Annotated in this window: 18 protein-coding genes; 11 read left to right on the top strand and 7 right to left on the bottom strand. The window is 63.4% G+C overall.

Annotated features, from left to right (window positions below; genetic code table 11):
- Positions 1 to 28: 28 nt before the first annotated feature.
- The 6 genes from AC1RL5_RS07070 to AC1RL5_RS07045 all read left to right on the top strand — a co-directional run bounded on the left by AC1RL5_RS07070 (position 29) and on the right by AC1RL5_RS07045 (position 6,643).
- Positions 29 to 700, top strand: coding sequence for an ABC transporter ATP-binding protein (locus AC1RL5_RS07070; protein WP_204378523.1), 672 nt, complete (start codon positions 29 to 31; stop codon positions 698 to 700).
- A complete protein-coding gene (locus AC1RL5_RS07065; RefSeq protein WP_072451232.1) occupies positions 688 to 1,914 on the top strand; it encodes an ABC transporter permease in 1,227 nt (408 codons plus the stop codon). Before AC1RL5_RS07070 ends, AC1RL5_RS07065 begins: the two co-directional genes overlap by 13 nt.
- Before the next feature lie 46 nt (positions 1,915 to 1,960).
- The gene (locus tag AC1RL5_RS07060; protein WP_072451233.1) at positions 1,961 to 2,722 is read left to right on the top strand and encodes an outer membrane lipoprotein-sorting protein; all 762 of its coding nucleotides are present in this window, start codon (positions 1,961 to 1,963) and stop codon (positions 2,720 to 2,722) included.
- Positions 2,723 to 2,740: 18 nt separating this feature from the next.
- Entirely contained in the window at positions 2,741 to 4,072 is a 1,332-nt protein-coding gene (locus tag AC1RL5_RS07055; RefSeq protein WP_143031429.1) for a hypothetical protein, read from the top strand.
- 285 nt (positions 4,073 to 4,357) lie between these two features.
- Positions 4,358 to 5,386 carry a sel1 repeat family protein gene (locus AC1RL5_RS07050; RefSeq protein ID WP_492589191.1) on the top strand — a complete coding sequence of 343 codons (1,029 nt, stop codon included), beginning with the start codon at positions 4,358 to 4,360 and terminating at the stop codon, positions 5,384 to 5,386.
- A 231-nt stretch (positions 5,387 to 5,617) separates the two neighbouring features.
- Positions 5,618 to 6,643: an SEL1-like repeat protein gene (locus AC1RL5_RS07045; RefSeq protein WP_239690670.1), complete on the top strand. Its 1,026-nt coding sequence runs from the start codon at positions 5,618 to 5,620 to the stop codon at positions 6,641 to 6,643.
- Positions 6,644 to 6,746: 103 nt separating this feature from the next.
- Here AC1RL5_RS07045 and AC1RL5_RS07040 read toward each other — a convergent pair whose 3' ends face one another.
- From AC1RL5_RS07040 to AC1RL5_RS07025, 4 genes are read right to left on the bottom strand one after another with little or no spacing between them, the layout of a single operon-like run.
- The gene (locus AC1RL5_RS07040) at positions 6,747 to 7,607 is read right to left on the bottom strand and encodes an efflux RND transporter periplasmic adaptor subunit (protein ID WP_072451237.1); all 861 of its coding nucleotides are present in this window, start codon (positions 7,605 to 7,607) and stop codon (positions 6,747 to 6,749) included.
- A gap of 10 nt (positions 7,608 to 7,617) precedes the next feature.
- Positions 7,618 to 7,818, bottom strand: a complete 201-nt coding sequence (locus AC1RL5_RS07035) for a DUF1656 domain-containing protein (RefSeq protein ID WP_007930063.1) — start codon at positions 7,816 to 7,818, stop codon at positions 7,618 to 7,620.
- A complete protein-coding gene (locus AC1RL5_RS07030; RefSeq protein WP_019094736.1) occupies positions 7,808 to 10,015 on the bottom strand; it encodes an FUSC family protein in 2,208 nt (735 codons plus the stop codon). The genes AC1RL5_RS07035 and AC1RL5_RS07030 overlap by 11 nt, the downstream gene beginning before the upstream one ends.
- An 11-nt stretch (positions 10,016 to 10,026) precedes the next feature.
- Positions 10,027 to 11,538 (bottom strand): efflux transporter outer membrane subunit, encoded by a 1,512-nt coding sequence (locus tag AC1RL5_RS07025; RefSeq protein WP_492589190.1) that lies wholly within the window; start codon positions 11,536 to 11,538, stop codon positions 10,027 to 10,029.
- Positions 11,539 to 11,811: 273 nt separating this feature from the next.
- Here AC1RL5_RS07025 and AC1RL5_RS07020 point away from each other — a divergent pair, with 273 nt between their 5' ends.
- Together AC1RL5_RS07020 and AC1RL5_RS07015 are read left to right on the top strand one after the other, a co-directional pair.
- Entirely contained in the window at positions 11,812 to 12,780 is a 969-nt protein-coding gene (locus AC1RL5_RS07020; protein ID WP_011059356.1) for a LysR family transcriptional regulator, read from the top strand.
- A gap of 206 nt (positions 12,781 to 12,986) precedes the next feature.
- A complete protein-coding gene (locus AC1RL5_RS07015) occupies positions 12,987 to 13,961 on the top strand; it encodes a 2-hydroxyacid dehydrogenase (protein WP_011059355.1) in 975 nt (324 codons plus the stop codon).
- Positions 13,962 to 14,050: 89 nt separating this feature from the next.
- On the opposite strand, the gene AC1RL5_RS07010 is transcribed toward AC1RL5_RS07015, so the two are convergent.
- Positions 14,051 to 14,998, bottom strand: a complete 948-nt coding sequence (locus AC1RL5_RS07010) for a DMT family transporter (protein WP_072451240.1) — start codon at positions 14,996 to 14,998, stop codon at positions 14,051 to 14,053.
- Between the two features lie 154 nt (positions 14,999 to 15,152).
- Here AC1RL5_RS07010 and AC1RL5_RS07005 point away from each other — a divergent pair, with 154 nt between their 5' ends.
- The 3 genes from AC1RL5_RS07005 (at position 15,153) to AC1RL5_RS06995 (ending at position 18,679) form a co-directional block, all read left to right on the top strand.
- Complete coding sequence (locus AC1RL5_RS07005; RefSeq protein ID WP_072451241.1) at positions 15,153 to 16,028, top strand: AraC family transcriptional regulator; 876 nt, start codon at positions 15,153 to 15,155, stop codon at positions 16,026 to 16,028.
- A 496-nt stretch (positions 16,029 to 16,524) separates the two neighbouring features.
- Positions 16,525 to 17,799 carry an OprD family porin gene (locus AC1RL5_RS07000; RefSeq protein WP_492589189.1) on the top strand — a complete coding sequence of 425 codons (1,275 nt, stop codon included), beginning with the start codon at positions 16,525 to 16,527 and terminating at the stop codon, positions 17,797 to 17,799.
- A gap of 52 nt (positions 17,800 to 17,851) precedes the next feature.
- Positions 17,852 to 18,679 (top strand): acid phosphatase, encoded by an 828-nt coding sequence (locus AC1RL5_RS06995; protein WP_019093376.1) that lies wholly within the window; start codon positions 17,852 to 17,854, stop codon positions 18,677 to 18,679.
- Here AC1RL5_RS06995 and AC1RL5_RS06990 read toward each other — a convergent pair.
- Together AC1RL5_RS06990 and AC1RL5_RS06985 are read right to left on the bottom strand one after the other, a co-directional pair.
- The gene (locus AC1RL5_RS06990; protein ID WP_123430089.1) at positions 18,676 to 19,725 is read right to left on the bottom strand and encodes a hypothetical protein; all 1,050 of its coding nucleotides are present in this window, start codon (positions 19,723 to 19,725) and stop codon (positions 18,676 to 18,678) included. The genes AC1RL5_RS06995 and AC1RL5_RS06990 overlap by 4 nt on opposite strands.
- Complete coding sequence (locus tag AC1RL5_RS06985) at positions 19,725 to 22,160, bottom strand: TonB-dependent siderophore receptor (protein WP_492589187.1); 2,436 nt, start codon at positions 22,158 to 22,160, stop codon at positions 19,725 to 19,727. The genes AC1RL5_RS06990 and AC1RL5_RS06985 overlap by 1 nt, the downstream gene beginning before the upstream one ends.
- Positions 22,161 to 22,379 lie beyond the last annotated feature (219 nt).

Genomic DNA, 22,379 nt, shown 5'->3' with positions numbered 1-22,379 from the left:
TCCGCCCCCCGTGGATCAGGTGCCGCTCGTGCGACTGCGCAACCTGGACAAGCGCTATGGCGACGTCAGTGCGTTGCATGACATCAACCTGGACATCCCCAGCGGAGAAATGCTCGCCATCGTCGGGCCCTCGGGCAGTGGCAAGACCACGCTGCTGAACCTGATCGGACTTTTAGACAAGCCCTCATCCGGGCAGATCGAGTTGCAGGGACGCAGCGTTATCCAAAGCACCTCGGCACACTATGCACAGCAACGCCTGCGCACCATCGGTTTCGTTTTCCAGAGCTTCAACCTGATCCCGGTGCTCGACGCCCTGGACAACGTGCTGCTGCCCTTGCGAATCGCCGGCCGCATCAGCGCGCAGCAGCGCCAGCGTGCCTGCCACTTGCTGCAAGAGGTCGGCCTGGCCGGGCATCTGCACCAGCGCCCGGAAAAGATGAGTGGTGGCCAGCGGCAACGGGTCGCCATTGCCCGAGCCTTGATCGCCCAACCACAGCTGGTGATCGCCGATGAACCGACGGCCAGCCTGGACAGTGAAAACGCCCATGCCGCGATGCAGTTGTTCCAACGGCTCAATCGCGGTTATGGCGTGACCTTCGTTTTCTCGACCCACGATGAGCGGGCATTGGGCTACATGGACCGATGCCTGAGCTTGTGCGACGGGCGAATCATCAAGCAGGTTCAGTCATGCACTCATTGATACTCGCGCTGAAAAACGCCTTCCGCAACGGACGACGAACCCTGGTCACGCTGTTGGCCATCGCCTTTGGCCTGGCGGCAATCAACCTGTTCAGCGGCTATGTCGCCAATGTCTACAAAGGGCTGGAGGATCTGGCGGTGATGGGCGAGCGCCTTGGCCACCTGACCCTGACCAAGCGTGGCTTCTGGCTCGAAGGCAAACTCGATCCGACGCCGTACCTGATCGCTCCTGAAGAGGCGCAGCGCATTGAGAATGTCCTGCGCGCCGAGCCGCACATCAAACATGTCTCGCCCCGGCTGGGCCTGAACGGACTGGCCTCCAATGGCCGCGCATCGACCATCTTCATCAGCGAAAGCATTGCTCCAGCGGATGACCAGGCCCTGGGCGGCTCGGCTCTGGGCTACTCCAACGGTCAACTGGATGCACAGAATGAAATAGGGGTCGCGGTGTCCTCGGATCTAGCCAAGCTGTTGAACCTGCAACAGGACACGGTGTTCAGCCTACTGTCGAGCACCTTCGACGGACAGGCCAATGCTGTGGACGCCATGGTCACCGACGTGTTCAACACCGGCACCGCCAGTACCAACGACAAGTTCATCCTGCTGCCCCTCAAGCTGGCCCAGGCGCTGCTCAACACCGACGCCATCGAACGCTTTGTCGTGGTACTCGATGATGCCGGGATGACCGAGACCATGGGCGAGCAATTGCAGGACAACCTGCGGGCCGCAGGCATCGACGTCGAGTTCAGAACCTGGAAGCAACTGTCGAACTTCTACACCCAGGTCAAAAGCCTGTTCGACGTGATCTTCTCCTTTATTGCCTCGATCGTTCTGGTGATCTCGGCCATGAGCGTCGCCAACACCATGTCGATGGCGGTGGTGGAACGCACCCGTGAAATCGGCACGCTGCGGGCCCTCGGGCTCTCGCAGAATGGAGTCATCCGGCTGTTTGCCCTCGAAGGTTTCTGGATCGCCGCCTTCGGTTGCCTGCTGGGCCTGATCCTGACTCTGGTCGTGGCCCTGGGGATCAATCTCGCCCAGATCGGCTACATCCCCCCGAACCTGTCAACAGAAGTACCGCTGCAGGTCGATCTGGACTGGCTGCGCATTCTCTCCACCGCGCTGGTGGTCACTGTGTTCGCCGTGCTGTGCGCCGCCTACCCGGCGTACAAGGCCACGCGCAATGAAATTGTCGACGCACTCACGTTCGTTTAGTCGGCCACTACACCACAGGTCACTCACTCAAGAAGAAGGCTTCGTCATGCTCAAATACATCCTGGTCCTGCTCATGGGCTTGAGCGGCGCTCAGAGTTCGATGTCATACGCAGATTCGTCCCCCCTTACCCCACAGCAGATCGTCGCTGCCAGCGACCGTGCCCGAGGGGGTGGTCTGAGCGGCATAGAATGGAAAATCGACATCACCGGTGAAGACAGCAAGGGGCCCCTGGGCAAGCACAGCTACCTGGTCAAGGCCAGCGGCAACAACAGCCTGGCCCAAACGCTCTATCCGCCCCGCAACCGAGGGGCTCGGCTGCTGCAGCTGGAACGCAACATGTGGTTTGGCAAGCCCAGCCTGAGCAAGCCGGTATCGATTTCAGCACGCCAGAAAATGATCGGCATGGCCTCCAATGGCGATATTGCCTCGACCAATTACGCCAATGACTACAACGCCTCAGTGCTGCGCAGCGAACCAGTCAACGGCGAAGACAGCCATGTACTGGAACTGCTGGCCAAGAATCGCTTCGTCACCTACGACCGCATCGTCTACTACGTCTCGAGCGCCCGCCTGGTACCGCTGAAGGCCGAGTTCTACACGGTATCGGGCAAGCTGTTCAAAACCGCCAGCTTCGACGCCTACAGCAACCTGGAACTGAGCAATGGCAAGCACCAGCTGTTCATCAAGAACATGACCATCCGTGATGCCATCGAGCCGTCCAACTACTCGGTCCTCGACTATCAGGACGTGAAGTTGCAAACCTTCGCCGCCGATACCTTCAGCATCGACTCGCTCAATCGGCCCTGAATCAGGATGAATCAACGCATGCCACGCCCAAGGATGGGGTACCCGCAGGCGGCTCTATGGCGCGCCGGCCCGCTACAACCGCGGCTCTGGCTGCTGGTGCTCTGCTGCAGTGCCGCGCCGTCCGTCAGCGCCCAGGACAGCCTGTCACTGCACAGCGACCTGACCGTCCTCAGCTATGCCACCTGGAACCGGCTGAACCAGGACGCGTTGGCCAACCCGGACAATCTGATCGCTCAACTGCCACGACGCCAGATGGAGCTGGCACCACGCCCGGATTTCAGCCTCACGACCTCGTCATGTTTTTTCCAGTTCAAGCCACGGGCGTTCCTCAGTGCCCGGGGAGACAGTTTTGCTGCGGGCAACCAACACACCTCCGGCGATGCCTACGTGAACGAAGCACGCCTGTCCTGCTCGCTGCCCAAAGCGCTCAACCTGGAGTTGGGACGCGGCACCTTGCTATGGGGCAACGCGGTCCTGCTCTCGCCAAGCAATCCCTTTTTCCCCGAGACCGGCAAGACTGATCCGGTCAACGAGGTCTTCGGCAAAGACTTCGCACGATCCACTCTGGCGCTTGCCGACCATTGGAAAATCGAGGGTATTCGCAGTTTCAGTGCCAACTCGCGAGACATGAGCGCGCAGCACTTTTCCCCCATCAGCGCAGTGAAACTCAACTGGACCGCAGAGGCCGCGACGGCCAGCGTGCTGGCCTCCGAGCGTGACAACGGCGTCAGGCGACTGGGGGCTTATGGCACCCTCACCGTCTCCGATGCGTGGCTGCTCTACCTCGATGGTTCATTGGGACAAGGCCGTGACATTCCCATGCCTGTGGCCCCGACGGCGCAGGCCAGAGCCTGGTACTTCGAGCACCAGCCAATGGCCGACCGCAGGCTGCGTAAAAGCCTGCTGCTGGGCAGCGGTTACACCTTGGAGTCCGGCTGGACCCACACCCTGGAAGCGCTCTACAACGGCGATGGCTATAGCCCGTCCGAGCGCAAGGACTACCAGCGGGCGATTGGCCAGAGCAACGCCGCGCTGATGCTGGGTGATAGCAATGCAGCCGAGGCGCTGGGGCAAGCATTGCTCGGTGCCCGGCAAGGCCTGCTGGGACAGCGCTATGCCATGTACCAGATCGACCGCAACGACTGGTTCAACACCTGGGACGTAGCACTGCGCTACACCCAGGCCTTCGACTCGCCACGAGGCGGCAATCTGGCGCTGTCGCTGAACTACAAAATGAACGATCACAGCGAACTGTTCACCTTTGCCCAGTGGAACACTGGCAATGGGCAGTCCGAGTTTGCACAACTGTCTCGCTCTTCAGTCATCAGTGGCATCCGCTACTACTTTTGAAACCCGCACCTGCAGACCTGTCAGGGCCTCTACCATTGGCCAGGACAATCTGCTGATTGAGGAGAAAGTGCTGATGAAGCAGTTCGGATTGAGCGCCAAGCGCTGAGCATTCAACGCCGCCCATCACGTGCATGACACCGTTGTATGGCGCGCCGATGCCCGTAGAATGGGCGCACTCAAATCGTAGGGAAGCGGCACCTCAAGCACGGAACGGCAGCACCCCGCCCCTGCGCCCATGCCCTCTTGGCGTCTTGCCTTTTACGATTGAACCTCAGGGACCCTTCATTGAAATCTCGTAGCCTGCTGCCCTTGGCCATCTTCACGCTGCTGCTGGGCTGCAATGCCTCGTCACCGGACGAAAAACTCAATGCCACCCTGCCGGAGCTGAGCCTGGAACAGGTCCTGCCCAAGGTCGAGGCCAACCCGTACTGCTCGCCGGAGATGGACAGCGAACGGCTGGTCGGCCTCGGCATCCGACTGATCGATGAGGACGAGGTGCTGCATGGCGCAAGCCGTACCTTGCTGGCGAGCAAGGCCATACAAATGGCCCGCGGCTGCCTGATCATGGCCGCCCCCCGCGACACCATGAGCCTGTGTATCCTGGGCGGGATTGTCGGCTCCAGGCAGAAGGACTATGACAAAAGCGAAGCCTTCAACTACATCGCCTACGCCGCCCAGCACAATGAATCCTGCGCGGAAGCGGGCCTGTACGACATCTACAACCTTGGCAAGTTGGACCAGCCCCCGAACAAGGAATTGGCCATGGCCTGGCTGGAACGCGCCGCTCGGCACGGCGACCAGGACTCGCAACAGGAGATGCTGCGCAGCGCCGAACAGAACAATTTCCCACTGGCCTACGCCTGGGCCCGAACCCTCGATGACGCCCAAAGGCTCGAAGCGCTGAAACGCAAGATGAGTCCTCAGCAGATGGCCGAAGGCGAGCAGCACTACACCCGGCTACTCAGTCAGCTCCCCTCCAAACAGGATCTTGAGCAGGCGCTGCGCCAGAACGTCATCCTCCTGGGCACAGGGGATATCTACTACGACTACCCGGAAGTGTTCGCGGGCATGTCCGCTGAGCAACAGCATGCTTTCGTCGCCCAGTTGGTGGACATGCAGGACCGCTACCCAAAGTTCCACACCCGCGGCCAACTGGTGGCCTATGCCTTGATTTCCCGCCTGGTGCAAAGCACCGGGCCGGCCGTGGACCTGTGGCAAGACCCGGCGCTGCAGGCCGTGCTGGAGGACGATGACCTGAGCGTGGAAGACAGCGTGGCCAAGGCCAAAATCCTCCTGGCCAAGCGCACGCCATAACTGGAGCGGCAGGCGCAACCGGGGGTTCAGCCGCGGCTCAACAGCTGCTGCGGTTTCGGTTGTACGTCCTCTCAATCCCAGTAGAATGCGCGACCTTGAGCCCTTGGGCTCATGCAGCATGGAATCGCTGGCCTCGACACCCAAGCACGGAACTGCTCACGCTCCCCTCCTCTGCCGTCCCTGCCTGATTTCATGCGCGTCTTTTTTCATTCGCCGATCAGGGAATATCCATTGAAATTGTTCAACGCGCTGCCACTGGCATTGGCTGTCTTGCTGGCGGCCTGCGCCTCCACGCCTGCGCAAAACACCGAACCGAAACGCCCCGAACTCAATGACACCCTGCCCAAGCTGACGCTGGAGAGTGTCTTGCCCAAGGTTACGCCCAACGAGTACTGCAACCCGTCCATGGACGCGGATGTGCTGTACGGCGCCGGTTACAAGCTGAACGAGATCGAGGACTACGCGAACGCCAAGAGCTGCTTCGCCATGGCCGCGCCGCACTACACCCGGGCCTTCTGCTATCTGTCCACCACCACCGATCAGGAAACGGACAAGCCCAAGGCCGAGCGCGACCGCGAGTCCTTCAACTACATCGCCTACTCGGCGTCACAGAACGATTGGTGCGCCGAGTACGGCATGTACGCCACCTACTGGTTCGGCGACAAGGACATTCCCAAGGACCGGGACCTGGCCCTGCGCTGGCTGGAACGCTCGGCACTGCACGGCAACCCGGAACCGCAGCAGAGCCTGGCCGACGCCGCCGAAGAGTCCGGCGATCTGGTGAAGGCCTACGCCTGGCTGAAGGTTATCGACAACACCGAAGACACCAGCCAGTTGGATGCCCTGAAAGACAAGATGAGCCCAGAGCAACTGGCCGAAGGCGAACAGCACTTTGGCGAGCTGAAGGCGCGGGTGACCAGCAAGCAGGTGATGTACGACGAGGCGCGGGATGAGGAGGTGGCGATTTTCTCGGCCGAGATCCATTTCGATCTCCCCGACCTGTTCCAGGGCATGACCACGGCCGAGCGCCAGGCCTTCGTCAAGGCGGCCATCGCCAAGGCCCGGGACAGCGGCCAGTTCAAGCTGCATTACGCGGTGACCCAGTACATCATCGTCTCGCGCCTGGCCCAGCAGCGTTACCCCGGTGTCGACGTGCTGCAGAACCCGAAGCTGGTGGCCACCATCAACAACGTCAACGACGGCCTGGAAGCTGCGGCGAAGAAGTCCCAGGCGATCTTGGACAAAAGCTACAAATAACCGCCCCCTGTAGGAGCCGGCTTGCCGGCGATGAGGCCGGCAAGTCATGCAGCGCCTGGGCCGGCGCCTTCGCTGGCAAGCCAGCTCCTACATAGGGTGGCGCCTACAGGGGCTCGGGGTTGACGATGACGGTGCAGGTGATGCCGGCCGCCAGCAGGACGCCTTCGGGCACTTCATCGATGTGGATGCGCACCGGTACGCGCTGGGCCAGGCGCACCCAGTTGAAGGTCGGGTTGACGTCGGCGATCAGTTCGCGGCTTTCCGGGTTGTCGCGGTCGTAGATGCCCCGAGAAATGCTTTCCACATGGCCCTTGAGCACTTCGCCGCTCATCAGTTGCATGTCGGCCTTATCCCCGACGCGCACGTGGGGCAGCTTGGTTTCCTCGAAGAAGCCGTAGACCCAGAACGAGTTCATGTCGACCACCGCCATCTTCGCCTCGCCGATGCGTGCGTAGTCGCCACGGTGCACGTTGAGGTTGGTGACATAGCCATCCACCGCCGCCCGCACCTGGGTGCGCGCAAGGTTGAGTTGCGCCGCTTCCAGCTGGGCCTGGGCGTGCTGGTAGTCGGCCAGGGCCGAGTCGGCGATGTTGCCGGCGTCGTCGCGGTTTTCCTTGGAGACCACCAGGTTGTCCATGTCGGCGCGGCGCCGGGCGTTGACCTTGCGCATCTCCCAGGTGGCCTTCTTCGACGCCACCAGCGCTTGCGCCTGCTTGACCGCGATCTGGTAGTGCTCGGGGTCGATCTGCATCAGCAGATCGCCCTTGCGCACCAGCTGGTTGTCCTTGACCGGCACGTCCACCACTTCGCCGGTGACATCGGCGGCGACGTTGATGATGTCCGCGCGCACCCGGCCGTCACGGGTCCAGGGGGTGTACATGTAGTGCTCCCACAGGGTACGGCCGATCCACAGGGCCAGGGCCAGCACGAGCAGGGTGGCGAGCAGGCTGAAAAACTTTTTCATTGCGGGGGTCTCAACGGTAGACAGTGAGCGCCATGGCGCCGAACAGACAGCAGAACAGGCTCAGGCGCAGCAGCGCCGGGTGCCAGAAGAAGCGATACAGGTCATAGCCGGAAATGAACCGGTCCAGGGCCCAGGCCAGGGCCGCGGCGATGAAGAACATCAGGGTCATGGTGGGCATGTAAACGCCGTGGAAGGCGATTTCACGAGGCATGGTCAAGTCCTTGGGGTGCAGGCGCCGTTGGCTTGGCCACGGCATAGGCCGCCAGCGGCGATTGCGGGTCGAGCAATGAAGTACGGATGAAGTGCAGGTAGCTCTTGACCCGGCGCAGGGCCGAGGTGTCGAAGTGCGGGGCAAAGGGCTCGTCGGTGGCCTGGACCCGGCTGATGGCGTGGTCCACGGCGATCAGGCCGCGCTCCAGGTTGCTCTGGCTGGGCTGCAGGAACAGCCGCACCAGGGAGCGGCCCATGACCCGGATCGCCTGGCGCCAGGGCTGGGATTCGGCATAGGCCGGGTGCACCGGGAGGATCGCCTGCTCCTTGCGCAGCTCGATGATGGCGTGGCCGACTTCCAGCACCACGAACATCCAGCGCAGCAGCTCGCTCTGCACCTTGGGCTGGCCCACCGCCAGGCCATAGGCCTGGTGCAGCAGGTCGCGGGTACGGCTCTCGAAGCTCGACGCCAGGCCCTTGAGCTTGCCGCTGATGGCGTACACCACCTGACCGCGCAGGTCCTGCTCCAGGCGCCGCCACAGCCAGCGGCTGTTGGGCGGCAGGATGATCGCCCCGGCTGCGGCGCAGACCAGCATGCCCATGACCATGGCGATGTAGTCGTTGATGAAGGTGTAGGGGTTGTAGATGGTCAGGTTGTCCGGCACCGAACCGGTGCTGAAGAAGATCAGCAAACCCAGGCCGACCCCGGCGTACTTGGGCCTGGACGCAAGGAACGAACCGAGCACGATCACCGGCGCCAGCATCAGGCACAGCAGCGGGAAGCCGTCGATCCAGGGGAACACGAAGAACATTTCGACGAAGCCCACCAGGGCGCCGATGAAAGTCCCGCAGGCCATCTGGAACGCCATGCGCTTGGGGTTCGGCGTAGCCGCCGAGAGGCCGATGGTGGCGGCGGCGATCAGGGTCATGGTGGCGCCGCTGGGCCACGCCGTGGCCACCCAGTAGCTGCCCAGCACCACCAGCACGAAGGCCGCGCGGATGCCCGAGGCGGCGCAGGCCAGCCAGTTGGTCTGCGGGGTGTAGGGCTCGTCCCAGCGCTCGCGCTCGTGGCTGTGGTCGGCCAGGGACGCGTGGGTCTGGGCGTAGCTGTGCATCTCGTCGACAAAGCGGTAGAGGAGCTCGTAGGCGGTGTGGAAATCCAGCTGCTCGGCGTCGCTCGGGCCGCTCTCCTGGAAGGCCGTGCGCAGGCTGCGCACCCGCGCCGGCAGCTCGGCCTTGTAGGCCGCCAGGGCCGTGGCCAGGCGCGCCGCATCGGGGCTGGTCAGGGCACGGCCGGAGAAGCCGTCCAGCAGTTCCGCCAGGTCCTGCAGGCCGGGCTTGATCGCCGCCACCACGTGATCGGCGCCGCTGCTGCGCAGGCGTTCGAGCAACTGGTGCAGGGCGTTGAAGCGCGTGGTGATGCCCATGAACTCGCTGTTCAGGCGGCTCAGGCGGCCGTTGCGCCGACGCATGTGCGGGTCTTCGAACACGGTGACGCTGCGCAGCCCTTCCAGGCCCACGGCCTCGGCGATGAAGCGCACGTTGCTGCTTTCGAAGCTGTCGCGCTGGCTGCGCCCGCGCAGGCCGTCGGTGACGAACAGGGCGAACACCCCGAAGCGCTGGTACAAGGCGTTGCGCATGGCAGCGCTGGCGGTCTGGGGCAGGATCGCGGCGCTGACCAGGGTCGAGCAGAGAATCCCCAGGGAGATCTCCAGTACCCGCCACACCGCGGCCATGAAGGCCCCTTCCGGATGGGCCAGGGCCGGCAGGCCGACCATGGCCGCGGTGTAGCCGGCGAGGACGAAACCGTAGGCGCGAAAGTTGCGGTAGCGCGCCGCGCCGGCCGAGCAGATGCCGACCCAGATCGCCAGCGAGCCGAGGAACAGCTCGGTGTTCTGGGCGAACAGGGCGATCAGCGCCACCATCACCGCCGAGCCCGCCAGGGTGCCGAGAAAGCGGTAGAAGCTCTTGGCAAACACCTGGCCGCTCTGCGGCTGCATGACGATGAACACGGTGATCATCGCCGTGCGCGGTTGCGGCAACTCCAGGCGCATGGCCAGCCACAGGGTGAGGAACGCGGCGGCCAGGACCTTGAAGATATAGACCCAGGTCACGCCGTCGCTGCGCGCCCAGTCGAAGAAACCCCGGCGCCATTCAAGGGAGTACAGCCAGCGCAAAGGTGCGGGCAAGGAAGTCATGGGTGCCTGCTTCAATGGTCGAACACGGCCAGGGCCGCGGGGGTCTTGGGTGCCTCAAGGCGGTCTTGCGCGGGAACGTCGCGGCCGGCTTCAAGCCCGCCGCCCAGGGCCGTGACCAGGTCCGCCTGGACCGTCAGGCGTGCGGCCTGCACCTGCTGCTGCACCTGTTGCTGATGGAACAGCAGGCTCTGGGCGTTGAGCACATTCAGGTAGTCGGTCAGGCCGCGCTGGAAGGCCACGGTGGCGATGTCGTAGGTCTTCTGCGCAGCGGCCACCGACTCGGCGGCGAAGGCTTGCTGCTTGTCCATGGACTCGCGGCGGATCAACTGGTCGGAGATGCTTTTCAGTGCATCCACCAGGGTCTGGTTGTACCTGGCCACGGCCATGTCGTAGCCGGCCGAGGCTTCACCCAGCTCCGAGCGCAGGCGCCCGCCGTCGAAGATCGGCAGGCTGATGGCCGGGCCGACGTTGTAGTTGAGCTTCTTGCCGGTGAGGAACTCCAGGGCCCCACCGCCGGTGGCCATGAAGCCGATGCTGCCCACCAGGTCGACGTTGGGGTAGAAGCCGGCGTGAGCCACATCGATACCGCGAGCCTGGGCCGCCACTTGCCAGCGGCTGGCGACCACGTCCGGGCGCTGCCCCAGCAGTTCGGCGGGCAGGGCCGAGGGCAGTTTCAGCGCGGCGCCCAGGGACAGGCTTGGCCGCTGCAACTGCGCGCCCTCCCCCGGGCCCTTGCCGGCCAGGGCCGCCAGCTGGTTGCGGGTCAGGGCGATTTCTTCGTCCAGGGCGTCCAGCTGGCGATGGGTTTCCGGCAGCGGCGCCTCGGCCTGGCTGACTTCGAAATGGGTGCCGATGCCGCCGTCCAGGCGCCGTTGCGCCAGTTCGAGGATCTGTTGCTGCTGCTTGAGGGTGGCCGCGACGATATCGCGCTGGGCGAAGTGCAGGGACAGCTGGATATAGCTGCGCACCACGTTGTTCACCAGTTCCAGCTGGGCCTGACGGGCTTCGGCCACGCTCATGTGGGCCAGGTCCACGGCACGCTCGGTGCTGTTGCTTTCCCGGCCCCAGAGGTCCAGGGCATAACTCAAGCCCAGGGCGGCGTTGTTGTCCCAGGTGGTGCTGTTGGACAGGGCGCCGGGGCCGTAGAACTGATCGGTGGGCCAGTTGTGGCGCTTGAGGGTGGTGTCACCCTTGATCTGCAGCGACTCGGCCGACTCGGCGATGCCGGCCAGGGCCTTGGCCTGGCGGACCCGGGCGGCGGCCATGGCCAGGTTCGGGCTGCCTTGCACCGCAAGGCTGATCCAGCGGTCCAGTTGCGGGTCGCCATAGGCCTGCCACCACTGGGCGCTGGGCCAGTGGGCGTCCTGCGCGGCGCTCTTTATCGCCTCATCCGTGGCCAATGTATTAGCGGGAAGTGTCTTGCCCTGTGGGGCAATGCCTCCGGTTCCGATGCAGCCGCTGATTGCTAACGATAAAGCCCAAACACTGAGGGTCTTGAACCCTCTGCTGATGCGACGCGGCACTGCTGCGAATTCCTGAGATCGGGGGGAGTATTTCTCTCGTAGGAGCTGGCTTGCCGGCGCAGCGATACGCCTGCTACACCGCGTTGCGCGGATCGCCGGCCTGCCGGCTCCTAGGGATCGGCGCAATTCTAGGGGGCGGTCGTTGCGGCGATAAGCTGGGATTCCTGTGAATCTTTGTTACCGTAAACGCGATAATCCCTTGGTCGTATCCCTGTACGCCTGTAAAAACAGAAACTTCGTGTCACAATTTGCAATCTCCCTTGAGAGCACCCCATGGACACCTTGCAAAACATGCGCGCCTTCAGTTGTGTTGCCGAAGCCGGTAGTTTCACGGCCGCCGCGGTGCAGCTGGACACCACCACCGCCAACGTCTCGCGCGCCGTCTCCAATCTAGAGGCGCACCTGCAAACCCGCCTGCTCAACCGCACGACTCGCCGCATCGCCCTGACCGAGGCCGGCAAGCGCTACCTGCTGCGCTGCGAGCAGATCCTGGCCTATGTCGAAGAAGCCGAGGCCGAGGCCAGCGACGCCCACGCCCGCCCCGCCGGGCAGTTGAAAGTGCACACCATGACCGGCATCGGCCAGCACTTCGTGATCGACGCCATTGCCCGCTACCGCAAGACCCACCCGGACGTGACCTTCGACCTGACCATGGCCAACCGTGTGCCGGACCTCCTGGACGAGGGCTACGACGTGTCCATCGTCCTGGCCCGGGAGCTGCCGGACTCGGGGTTCGTCTCCCAGCGCCTGGGGATGACCTACAGCATCGTCTGCGCCTCGCCGGCCTATGTGAAAGCCAACGGCTGCCCGCAAAAGCCCAGCGATCTGCTGAACCATGCCTGCCTGCGCCTGGTGAGCCCGGTGATTCCCCTGGAGAAGTGGACCTTCGACGGCCCGGAAGGCCAGGAAATGGTCACCATCAACAGCTCGCCGTTCCTGGTGAACTCCGCCGATGCCATGAAGACTGCGATCATCAGCGGCATGGGGGTCGGGGTGTTGCCGGTATACGCGGCTATAGAGGGGTTGCGCACCGGCACCCTGGTGCGGGTGATGCCCAAGTACCGCTCCCAGGAGCTGAACCTGTACGCCATCTACCCGTCGCGCCAGTACCTGGACGCCAAGATCAAGACCTGGGTCGAATACCTGCGCGGCTCGCTGCCGGAGATCCTCACCGCGCACCAGACGGAACTGGCAGCCTATGAACTGAGCGGCAGCCTGACCGGTGCACGCCTGGCCACCTGACCACGAGGCTCCCCACCCAGACCACCGTCCCACCTGTAGGAGCCGGCTTGTCGGCGAAGAAGCCCGCACGTCCTGTGCAAACCTGGATGCAGCCCTCGCTGGCAAGCCAGCTCCTACACATGCAGGCTCGTGGCGGGATGCTTTGGTGGCGGCGGCAAAAATGTTAGCTTGCTTGGCATTCTCCCCGCCTGACGAGCCTTCGCGCGATGAAAAAGACTGTACTTGCCTTCAGCCGCATCACCCCCGAGATGACCGAACGCCTGCAACAGGATTTCGAGGTCATAGTGCCCAACCCCAAGCACGGGGACATCGCCGCGCAATTCAATGAAGCCCTGCCCCAGGCCCACGGCCTGATCGGTGTCGGCCGCAAGCTGGGCCGTGCGCAGCTGGAAAACGCCGCGCGCCTGGAAGTGGTGTCGAGCATCTCGGTGGGCTACGACAACTACGACCTGGCCTACTTCAACGAACGCGGGCTGATGCTCACCAATACCCCGGACGTGCTCACCGAAAGCACCGCCGACCTGGCCTTCGCCCTGCTCATGAGCAGCGCCCGCCGAGTGGCCGAGCTGGACGCCTGGACCAAGGCCGGGCAATGGCAGGCCAGCGTCGGCCCGGCGCTGTTCGGCTGTGATGTGCACGGCAAGACCCTGGGCATCGTCGGCATGGGCAACATTGGCGCGGCCATCGCCCGCCGTGGGCGCCTGGGCTTCGGCATGCCGATCCTCTACAGCGGCAACAGCCGCAAGGCGGCCCTGGAGCAGGAATTGGGGGCGCAGTTTCGCAGCCTGGAGCAACTGCTGGCGGAGGCCGATTTCGTCTGCCTGGTAGTGCCGTTGAGCGAAAAGACCAAGCACCTGATCAGCCACCGCGAACTGGCGCTGATGAAGCCCAGTGCAATCCTGGTGAACATTTCCCGCGGGCCGGTGGTGGATGAACCGGCGCTGATCGAAGCCTTGCAGAAGGGCCAGATCCGTGGCGCCGGCCTGGATGTGTACGAGAAGGAACCGCTGGCGGAGTCGCCGCTGTTCCAGCTGAAGAACGCAGTGACCTTGCCGCACATTGGCTCGGCCACCCATGAAACCCGCGACGCCATGGCCGCGCGCGCCATGAGCAACCTGCGCAGTGCCCTGCTGGGTGAGCGGCCGCAGGACCTGGTCAACCCGCAGGTGTGGAAGGGCTGACCACCCACGGCCTATCCCCCCTGTAGCCGCTGCCAAGCCTGCGAGGCTGCGAAAAGGTCCGCAGGACCTTCAGCGATAGCCCGGCAGATTCAGGTCGCCCGGTTTTGCGACGGCTGCGCCGCCGTTCGCAGCCTCGCAAGCTCGGCAGCGGCTACAGAGGCAGGCACAACCTTGGGTTTGCGGAACACCAGGACGTTGCCCAGCATCACCAGCACCAGCCCGGCCAGCGCCGGGGCGGTCCATTGGTAGCCTTCGGCAAAGGCCGAGACGTTCAACGCCACTACCGGGAACAGCACGGTGCAGTAAGCCGCGCGCTCTGGGCCCATGCGCCCCACCAGGGTCAGGTAGGCGGTAAAGCCGATGACCGAGCCCGGAATCACCAGGTACAGCAGTGAGCCGATGTAGCGGGTGTTCCATTCCACATCGAAGGCGATGCCCTGGAACAGGCAATACACCGCCAGCATCGTCGCGCCGTAGGCCATGCCCCAGGCATTGGTGGTCAACGGCTTGAGCCCGGCTTTTTGCTGCAGGCTGGACAGCATGTTGCCCGCCGAGAAGCACAAGGTGCCCAGCAGGGCCAAGCCCAGGCCCAGCAGGGTTTGCGGGCTGGCACTGTGGCCCACCAGCTCCGGCCAGAACAGCAGCCCCAGCCCCAGCAGCCCCAGGCCGCCGCCCAGCAGCACGTTGCGAGCGATCTTCTGGCCGAAGAACACCCGCGCATTCAGGGCGTTCCACAGGGTCGCGGTGGAAAACACCACCGCTACCAGGCCACTGGGAATCCACTGGCTGGCGTGCAAAAAGCACATGAAGTTGATGCAGAACAGGCACAGGCCCTGGGCCAGGCAGATCAGGTGACCACGACGGTTCATCGGCTGCAGCTTGCGGCTGAGCAGCAACAGGACGAACAGCACCAGGGCCGCCAGGGCGAAGCGATAGACGATGGACACCGGAATCGCCACCACCCCCAGTTGCAGTTTCAGGGCGATCCAGGTGGTGCCCCAGATCAGCACGGTCAACAGGTACAGCGATAGGTTCATGGCGCGACTCCTTTGTCAGGAGTGCAGTGTCACGCCCCGCCGGCCTTGCGCGCTTGCACAAACTTGCGCTTTTTATCCCCCCGGGGCTGGCAGCACACGGGCTACGGAGTAGCATGCAGAACACCGGCAGCCCCACCCATGTTGACGCCCCACCATGCACGCACTGGATACCCTGCAAGTCTTCCAAGCCCTGAACCGCTCGCCCAATGCTCGCCTGGAGCACAGCGCCGAGCTCGGTGACGGCTTGTCCGCAGCCTTGTGGAGCAACCATCACGACGCCCAGGAGTACGAGGCCCCCAGCCATCACACCCTGTCCTGCTACCTGGCCGGCGGCACCGGGACCTTCCGCCGCGACCAGCCGGGCAGCAAGGGCGGCCCGGGCAAGTTGTGCATCCTGCCCGCCGAGCACCAGTCGGCCTGGGTGATCAACGGTGATATTCGCCTGGCCCATCTGTACTTCAGCCCGGAGCAGTTCGCCCTGGGCTGCGTCACCCTGCTGGATCGCGAGCCCCGGGAACTGCAACTGCGCGAAAGCACCTTTCTCGACGACCCCGAGCAGACCCAGCGCTTTGCGCAGTTGGTCCGCCTGAACTGGGACGAACCCGGCGAGCGCCTGCTGACCAGCAGCCTGGCCCACGAGATGCTCAGCCATGCCCTGCTCAATCAAGTGGGCCAGCGCCAGGGGGCCCGGCTCAAGGGCGGGCTGGCCGCATACCAGCGACGGCTGCTGGTGGACTACATCGACAGCCAGCTGGACGCGCCCCTGAGCCTGGGCCAACTGGCGGGGTTGTGCGCCCTCTCCGAATACCACTTCGCCCGCATGTTCCGTGCAAGCTTCGGCCTGCCGCCCCACCAATACCTGCTAGCCCGACGCCTGAGCCGGGCCCGGCACCTGCTGCGCACCACCGCCCAGCCCCTGGGCGAGATTGCACTGGCCTGTGGTTTTGCCAGTGCCAGCCACTTCAGCAATCGCTTCCGGCACGCCCTGGGGGGCACGCCGGGAGACTACCGCCTGGCGTTCCTGCGCTGAGGCCAGGGTTACCCAAAACCCGCCTCTGCATGCTCCTTCTTATGCCAAAGCCCAGGCTGACACGCCTGAGTCAGTGAACGGTTAAAGTTCCTTACTTAAATAAGACAATTCTTACAAGCCAATTAAAAACCCCCTACATATCTCTCTCAGAAAGATCACGCCCGGCAAGTTCTTATATGACACTCAAGAACATAATCAGGTAATTATTTTAATATTTTATTTACCACTTCATTCATGGAGCTGATGGTTATTGTTTAAGCCCAGTTTCAACTTAGTCTTCGAACCCTGAGTGCCAGGCATTCCATAAATATCCACCCCCCTCACAGGAGCCAATTACCTGAAATACCCGGCAGACTCTTGCCCACAACAATTGACACACAACTTTCACCACACCCCTGAGGCAACCCAACCTACGACCATTGGTCGTTGAAAAAACCAGCAACAACTAAGCCGTTAATCGCCTTACTCCAAAACAACAAAAACAGAGGACGATGAAATGCTTTCACAAAGTTTGCCACGGCAATGGGTCAGACACTCGCCCCTGCTGTGTGCCTCGATACTGGCCATTCCGGTAAAAGCCGAACTGCTCGAGGACAGCAGCGCACGCCTGGAACTGCGCAACTACTACTTCAATCGGGACTACCGCGAAGGCACTGCCCCTACCCGTGAAGAATGGGCGCAAGGTTTCCTCTTGCGCCTGGATTCGGGGTTCACCGAAGGCAGCCTCGGCGCCGGTGTCGACGCCATCGGCATGCTCGGGATCAAGCTGGATTCCGCTCCTGGCCGGACCGGCACCGGGCTGTTGAAGGTGGCGCGCAATGGCCGGGCAGAGGATGACTATTCGAAACTGGCCCTGGCCGGCAAGCTCAAGACCAGCAAGACCCTGTTCAAGTTCGGAACCCTGGTACCGCCGGTACTGCCGACACTGAGACCCAATGACGGCCGCCTGTTTGCGCAGATGTTCGAAGGCGGGCTGCTGACCTCCAATGAAATCGAAGACCTGGAGTTTACCGCCGGGCGTCTGAGCCGGGTCCTGCAGCGCAACGCCACGCAGTACACACCGCTGACCCTGAGCCCCTTGAACCGGCGCTTCGAGAAACTGGGGGCCACCGCGGAACACTTCGACATGGCGGGCCTCGACTATCGGTTCCGCAAGCAATGGCTGGCTCGCGTGCATGTCGCCCAGCTGCAGGATATCTACCGCCAGCAGGTCTTCACCCTGGTCAACAAGAGCCCCTGGGGAGCGGGGACGTTCAGCAGCGATCTGCGCTTGAGCCTGATGAACGACTATGGCAATGCCAAAGGCGGCAAGATCGACAACCGCGCCCTGCAGGGGTTGCTCGGCTATGCCTATAAAGGCCACAGCCTTGGCCTGACTTATCAGCGAATGTTGGGGGACACCGGTTATGCCAACATCCTGGGTACCGATGCCAACTTGATCAACTTGTCCGTACTGGGTGACTTCGCCAATGCCAAGGAGCGCTCCTGGGCACTTCGTTATGGCTATGACTTTGCCAACCTGGGCTGGCCGGGCCTGACTATCAATAGCCGCTATATATCCGGCAGCCATGCCGAGATAACCGGCAGCCAAAGAATTGGCAAGTCATGGGAGCTGGATAATGAATTGCGTTATGTCGTGCAACAAGGCCCGCTAAAGAACTTAAGTGTACGCCTGCGCAGTGCGCTCTATCGCTCCAACTACGCCAAGAACTTCATTCGCGACACTGATGATACGCGACTGATGTTCAACTACACCTGGAACATCAAGTAACCAGACCACCAGAACCGATGTAACGGATCAAATGCCTAGAGGTACTATCTCCATGCAACGTCTATTATCGAAAAGTTTGGCCAGCCTGTTGTTTTTAAGCCTGTTCAACCCGGTCGCGGCGAAACAGCCCCTGCAAGCGCAAAGTGTCCCGGAGTTCCGACCGGGTTACTTGATCGGTTATCTGAAACAGCAGGATCTGCCCGACAGTCTGTCGCTGTTGCCGCCCCCTCCTGCGGTGGGGACCCCAGCCTTCGCTCTGGACCAGAGCATGGCCGAGAAAAACCAGGCCTTGCGGGGCAGCAAACGCTGGGAGTTGGCCGTCAGCGATGCCAACCTGAAGTTCCCTGCCGCCGCGCAGACATTCTCCTGTGCCCTGAATGCCCCGATCAGCGAACAGCTGACACCTACGCTGTACAGAGTCCTGCGGCGGACCCTGGCCGACGCCGGGCTGGCCACCTACAGCGCAAAGAAGCGCTACCAGCGCACCCGGCCCTTCGTCTACAACCAGCAACCCAGCTGCACCCCGGAAGACGAGGCGAAACTGGCCGCAGATGGTTCCTACCCATCGGGCCACAGCGCAATCGGCTGGGCCTGGGCGCTGTTGCTGAGCGAACTGTCCCCCGAGCACGGCAATGCGCTCTGGGCCCGCGGCCGGGCCTACTCGCAAAGCCGCATGGTGTGCAACGTGCACTGGTACAGCGATATCCGTGAAGGCCGTGAAATAGGCGCGACCACCGTGGCACGCTTGCACGCCGACCCGACCTTCCAGGCCGATTTCGCCGTCGCCCGGCAAGAGTTGCTGGCCGTTCGGGCCCAGGGCCTGACCGCCGGCGCTGACTGTGCAGCGCAAGCGCAGGCCCTGGCACTTGACGCCGACTAGGGTGCCAGGGTGAGAACCTTGAAGGTATTGGCATGAAACAGCGGGTCCGGCTTGGGTTCGGCCGGGCTCGCGGCCGGTTGGGTGAAGTCCATTGCCGCCAGGTAGACCCGCCGGGTACGCGGGTCGAACGCCATGTTGTAGGCCATGGGCTGGGTGCTGACGCTACCCAGGAGCTGGTAGCGGTCGGCATCGAGCTGGGCGACGACGCTGAGGTTGGCGTCCACCCCGCTGGCGATCAGCAAGCGCTGGGCCTGCGGGTCGTAGGCCAGGGCGTTGACGTCCCGGGTGATCGGCAGGCTGGCCTTCAGCGCACCGTTGTCGCGGTCGAGCACCAGCAGCACTGGCCGCTCACCACGGCAAGCGACGAACAACCGCCCCCGTTGTTCATCCTGGGCCAGGGCACTGGGTCGCGGACAGTCGGGATACTGCCAGCGGTCCAGGACCTTGAAACTGCTGGAGGACAACCGCGCGACGATGCCCTCATCGCGCATCGGCAGAAAGAAACTGCCATCGCCCTTGAGCAGCAACGGGTCGATCTTCTTCACCGCCAGCTCATGGGCGGCGGTAATGCGCTCTTCTTTGGGATCGAAGACGAACAGGGTGGAACGATCGGCCCGGCGCCCGCTGACAATGATCACCTGCCCGGTGCGCGGCTCGTACACCGCGCTGTTGAGGTTGCTCTGGGTCACGGTGATGCGCTTGAGCGGCTTGAATGTGGATAACTCCACCACCCCCAGGCTGCCGTCGGTGTTGAGCACCAGCAGGCGGTCCAGCTCCGGTACCAACACCACACCATTGGCGCCCCGGGACTGTTCGAGGGTGCGCACCGGGCGCTGCCTGTCCACATCGAACACGCTCAGGCCGTTTTCCCGGCGGGCCAGGAACAGGTAGGGCCGCGTCGGGTCCAGGGCGATGAAGCCCCAACTGCTGCCGGAACCCGGCAGCTGCACTTGCTGTTCGCGGTGGTACAGGCGCTCATCCGCCGGCGCGGCCGCCTGGGCCATGCCACAGAACGCCAGGAGCACACTCAGGGCCAGGGCTTTCATCAGAACTCCAGGGTGCTGGAGAGCGACACTTGGCGAGCATCCCCCAGGGACACGAAGTACTTGCTCACCGAGGAGGTGTAGTAGGTCTTGTCGAACAGGTTCTTCACGTTGAGCTGAAACTTGACCTTCTGCCCTTCGACCTTGGTGTCGTAGGTGGCGAAGGCATCGGCCACGGTGTAGCCCGGCAGGTCGAAGCTGTTGGACGCATCCCCGGCGCGCTCACCGACATAACGGGCACCGGCGCCGACCCGCAGGCGGTCGCCGCCGATCAGGCTGCCGAAGTCGTAGACCGCCGACAGCGAGCCGGTGTTCTTGGCCACGTTCTGCAGTTGCTTGCCCTTGTACTGGGTGTCCTTGGTCACTTCGGCGTCGGTGTAGGCGTAGCTGCCGATCAGGCTCCACTGGTCGGTGAGCTGCCCGGTCAGGTCCAGCTCCAGGCCCTGGGAATGCACTTCACCGGCCACGCTGGTGACAGTCTCGGAGGCCGTGGCGGTGGTCACCAGCACGTTGCGCTTGGTGATGTCGAACAACGCCGCACTGGCGGTGATGCGCCCTGGAATGTCGAGCTTGGCCCCCAGTTCCCAGGACTTGGCTTCTTCCGGTGCGATGGAGCCGTCCAGCACCACGCTGCCGCCGGCCAGTTGGGCAATGCTGGAGTTGGGTTTGAACGACTCGGTGTAGCTGCCGTAGAACGACAGCTGGTCGGTGTAGCGGTACACCAGGCCGGCGCGGGGCACGAACTTCTGCCCGTTGCTGTCGGTATTGGCGTGGAACGGCCGGCCCTTGCCCGCGTACTGGTCGTACTCCTGGAAACGCCCGCCGCCCACCAGGATCCACTGGTCGGTGAGGTGGATGGCATCCTGGAAGAACAGCGAGTCACTGCGCAGCAGGTCGGTCTGGTCGCTGTCCGGGGCGCTGACGTTGGTTCCCGCCACTTGCTGGCCATACACCGGGTTGAGGTAGTTGAAACTGGTGTTCTTGCCGCGGATCAGGTCGGCGCGGTAGATCTTGCGGTACTCGTCGTCCAGGCCGAACACCAGGTCATGCTGCATGCCGCCCAGTTGCACCTTGCCTTCCAGGCTGACGGTGGCATAGCGGTCGGTGGTCAGGGCATTCTTGGTGCCGTCCATGGTCCGGGTCAGGGTGCCGTTGGCGTTCACCGCGGTCAGGCGCACCTGGCTGGCGTCGTAGGTTTCACGGTTCCAGCTGTAGCCGAAGTGGGCCTTCCAGTCGTCGCTGAGCTCGTGATCGACCTCGAAACGATACAGGTCCGAACGCCCTTCCATGTTGTTGAACGGCTCGTCCAGGCGCCGGGTGGCCGGGATGTCCAGCGGGTGGTTGGTCTTGGGGTCGATGGCCGTGCCGCGGTCGAACGGGGTCAGGAATTCGCGATGCTCATAGGCCAGCAGCACCTTGGTGCGCTCGCCGTACCAGGCCAGGGACGGCGCCACCAGGGATTCGCGGTGGGTGCCGAAGTTGCGCCAGTAGTCTTCGTCTTCGTGGTCCACGACCAGCCGGTAGGCCAGCCCGGAATCCCCCAGCGGCCCGGTGGTGTCCAGGCTGCCGCCGCTGCCGTTCTTGCCCGAGCCGTAGGTCGAGCCACGCACGGTCAGGGCCGTGGACTGCTGCAACTCGGGTTTCTTGCTGACGATGTTGATCACCCCGCCCGGGTCCTGGATGCCATAGAGCAGGGACGACGGGCCCTTGATCACTTCCACGCGCTCGGCCGTGGCGTTCAGGGCACGGCCCTGCACCACCGGCATGCTGTCGCGCATGATCGAGCCGTTGCGGTTGTCGCCGAAGCCGCGCAGCAGCACCGCGTCCTGAGTGCCGCCCAGGGTGTTGGTCTGGGTGATGCCACTGACGTTCTTCAGGGCGTCATCCAGGTTGCGCGGGGTCTGGTCGCGCAGCACCTGGGCCGGGATCACGTTGATGATCTGCGGGATTTCCTGGTTCAGCGCCTGGGAGCGGGCCACCGAGGTGGTGGCCGGCGGCTGGTAGCTGGTGCTTTCGTCGACGCCCTGGGTGGTGATGCTGGAAGTCCCCAGGTTCAGCCCGGCACCTTGGGGCAGGGTTTCGAGAACCAGGGTATGGGCGTCGCTACGGCGATAGGTGAAACCGGAATTGCCCAAGAGACGCTGCAAGGCCTGCTCGGCACTGAGCTGGCCGGTGACGGCCGGGGCCTTGAGGTTGTAGGGCGCCTCGTCGGTGTAGACCACGCTGATCCCGGTGACCCGGGTGAAATCGCTCAGGGCCTGGGGTAGCGGCTTGGCCGCGATGGCGAAGTTGAACAGCGCACTGTGCTGCTCGCTGCCGGCCTGGGCCGCCAATGCCACGCTCAGGGGCAGCAGGGCCAACCCCGAAACCACCAGCGCCGAAGCGCCGAACCACCGTTTGACCGAACCGTTTACCGCCGAATTTGCCCTGGACTTCATGCTGGAGACTCGTGTGTAAAAGCACCGTGAATGCGAATTAGTCGCACTTTCAAGCACTACACGTATGTCGCAGGCAAAGACCTCAGCATTTTTTTGAAAATATTTTCAGGGCGGCGAAAACGCCCCCGCCCGATTCATCCCCTGTAGCCAGTGCCGCAGGCTGCGATCGGGCTGGGCGGCACTCCGACGAAGATCGCGGCGCTCGTGGGGCCGCAGGAG

The sequence above is a fragment of the Pseudomonas sp. GW822-FHT06D10 genome (assembly GCF_058799535.1).
The sequence above is the reverse complement of the archived record's forward strand: the minus strand, read 5'-3'. Positions and strand labels throughout refer to the sequence as shown.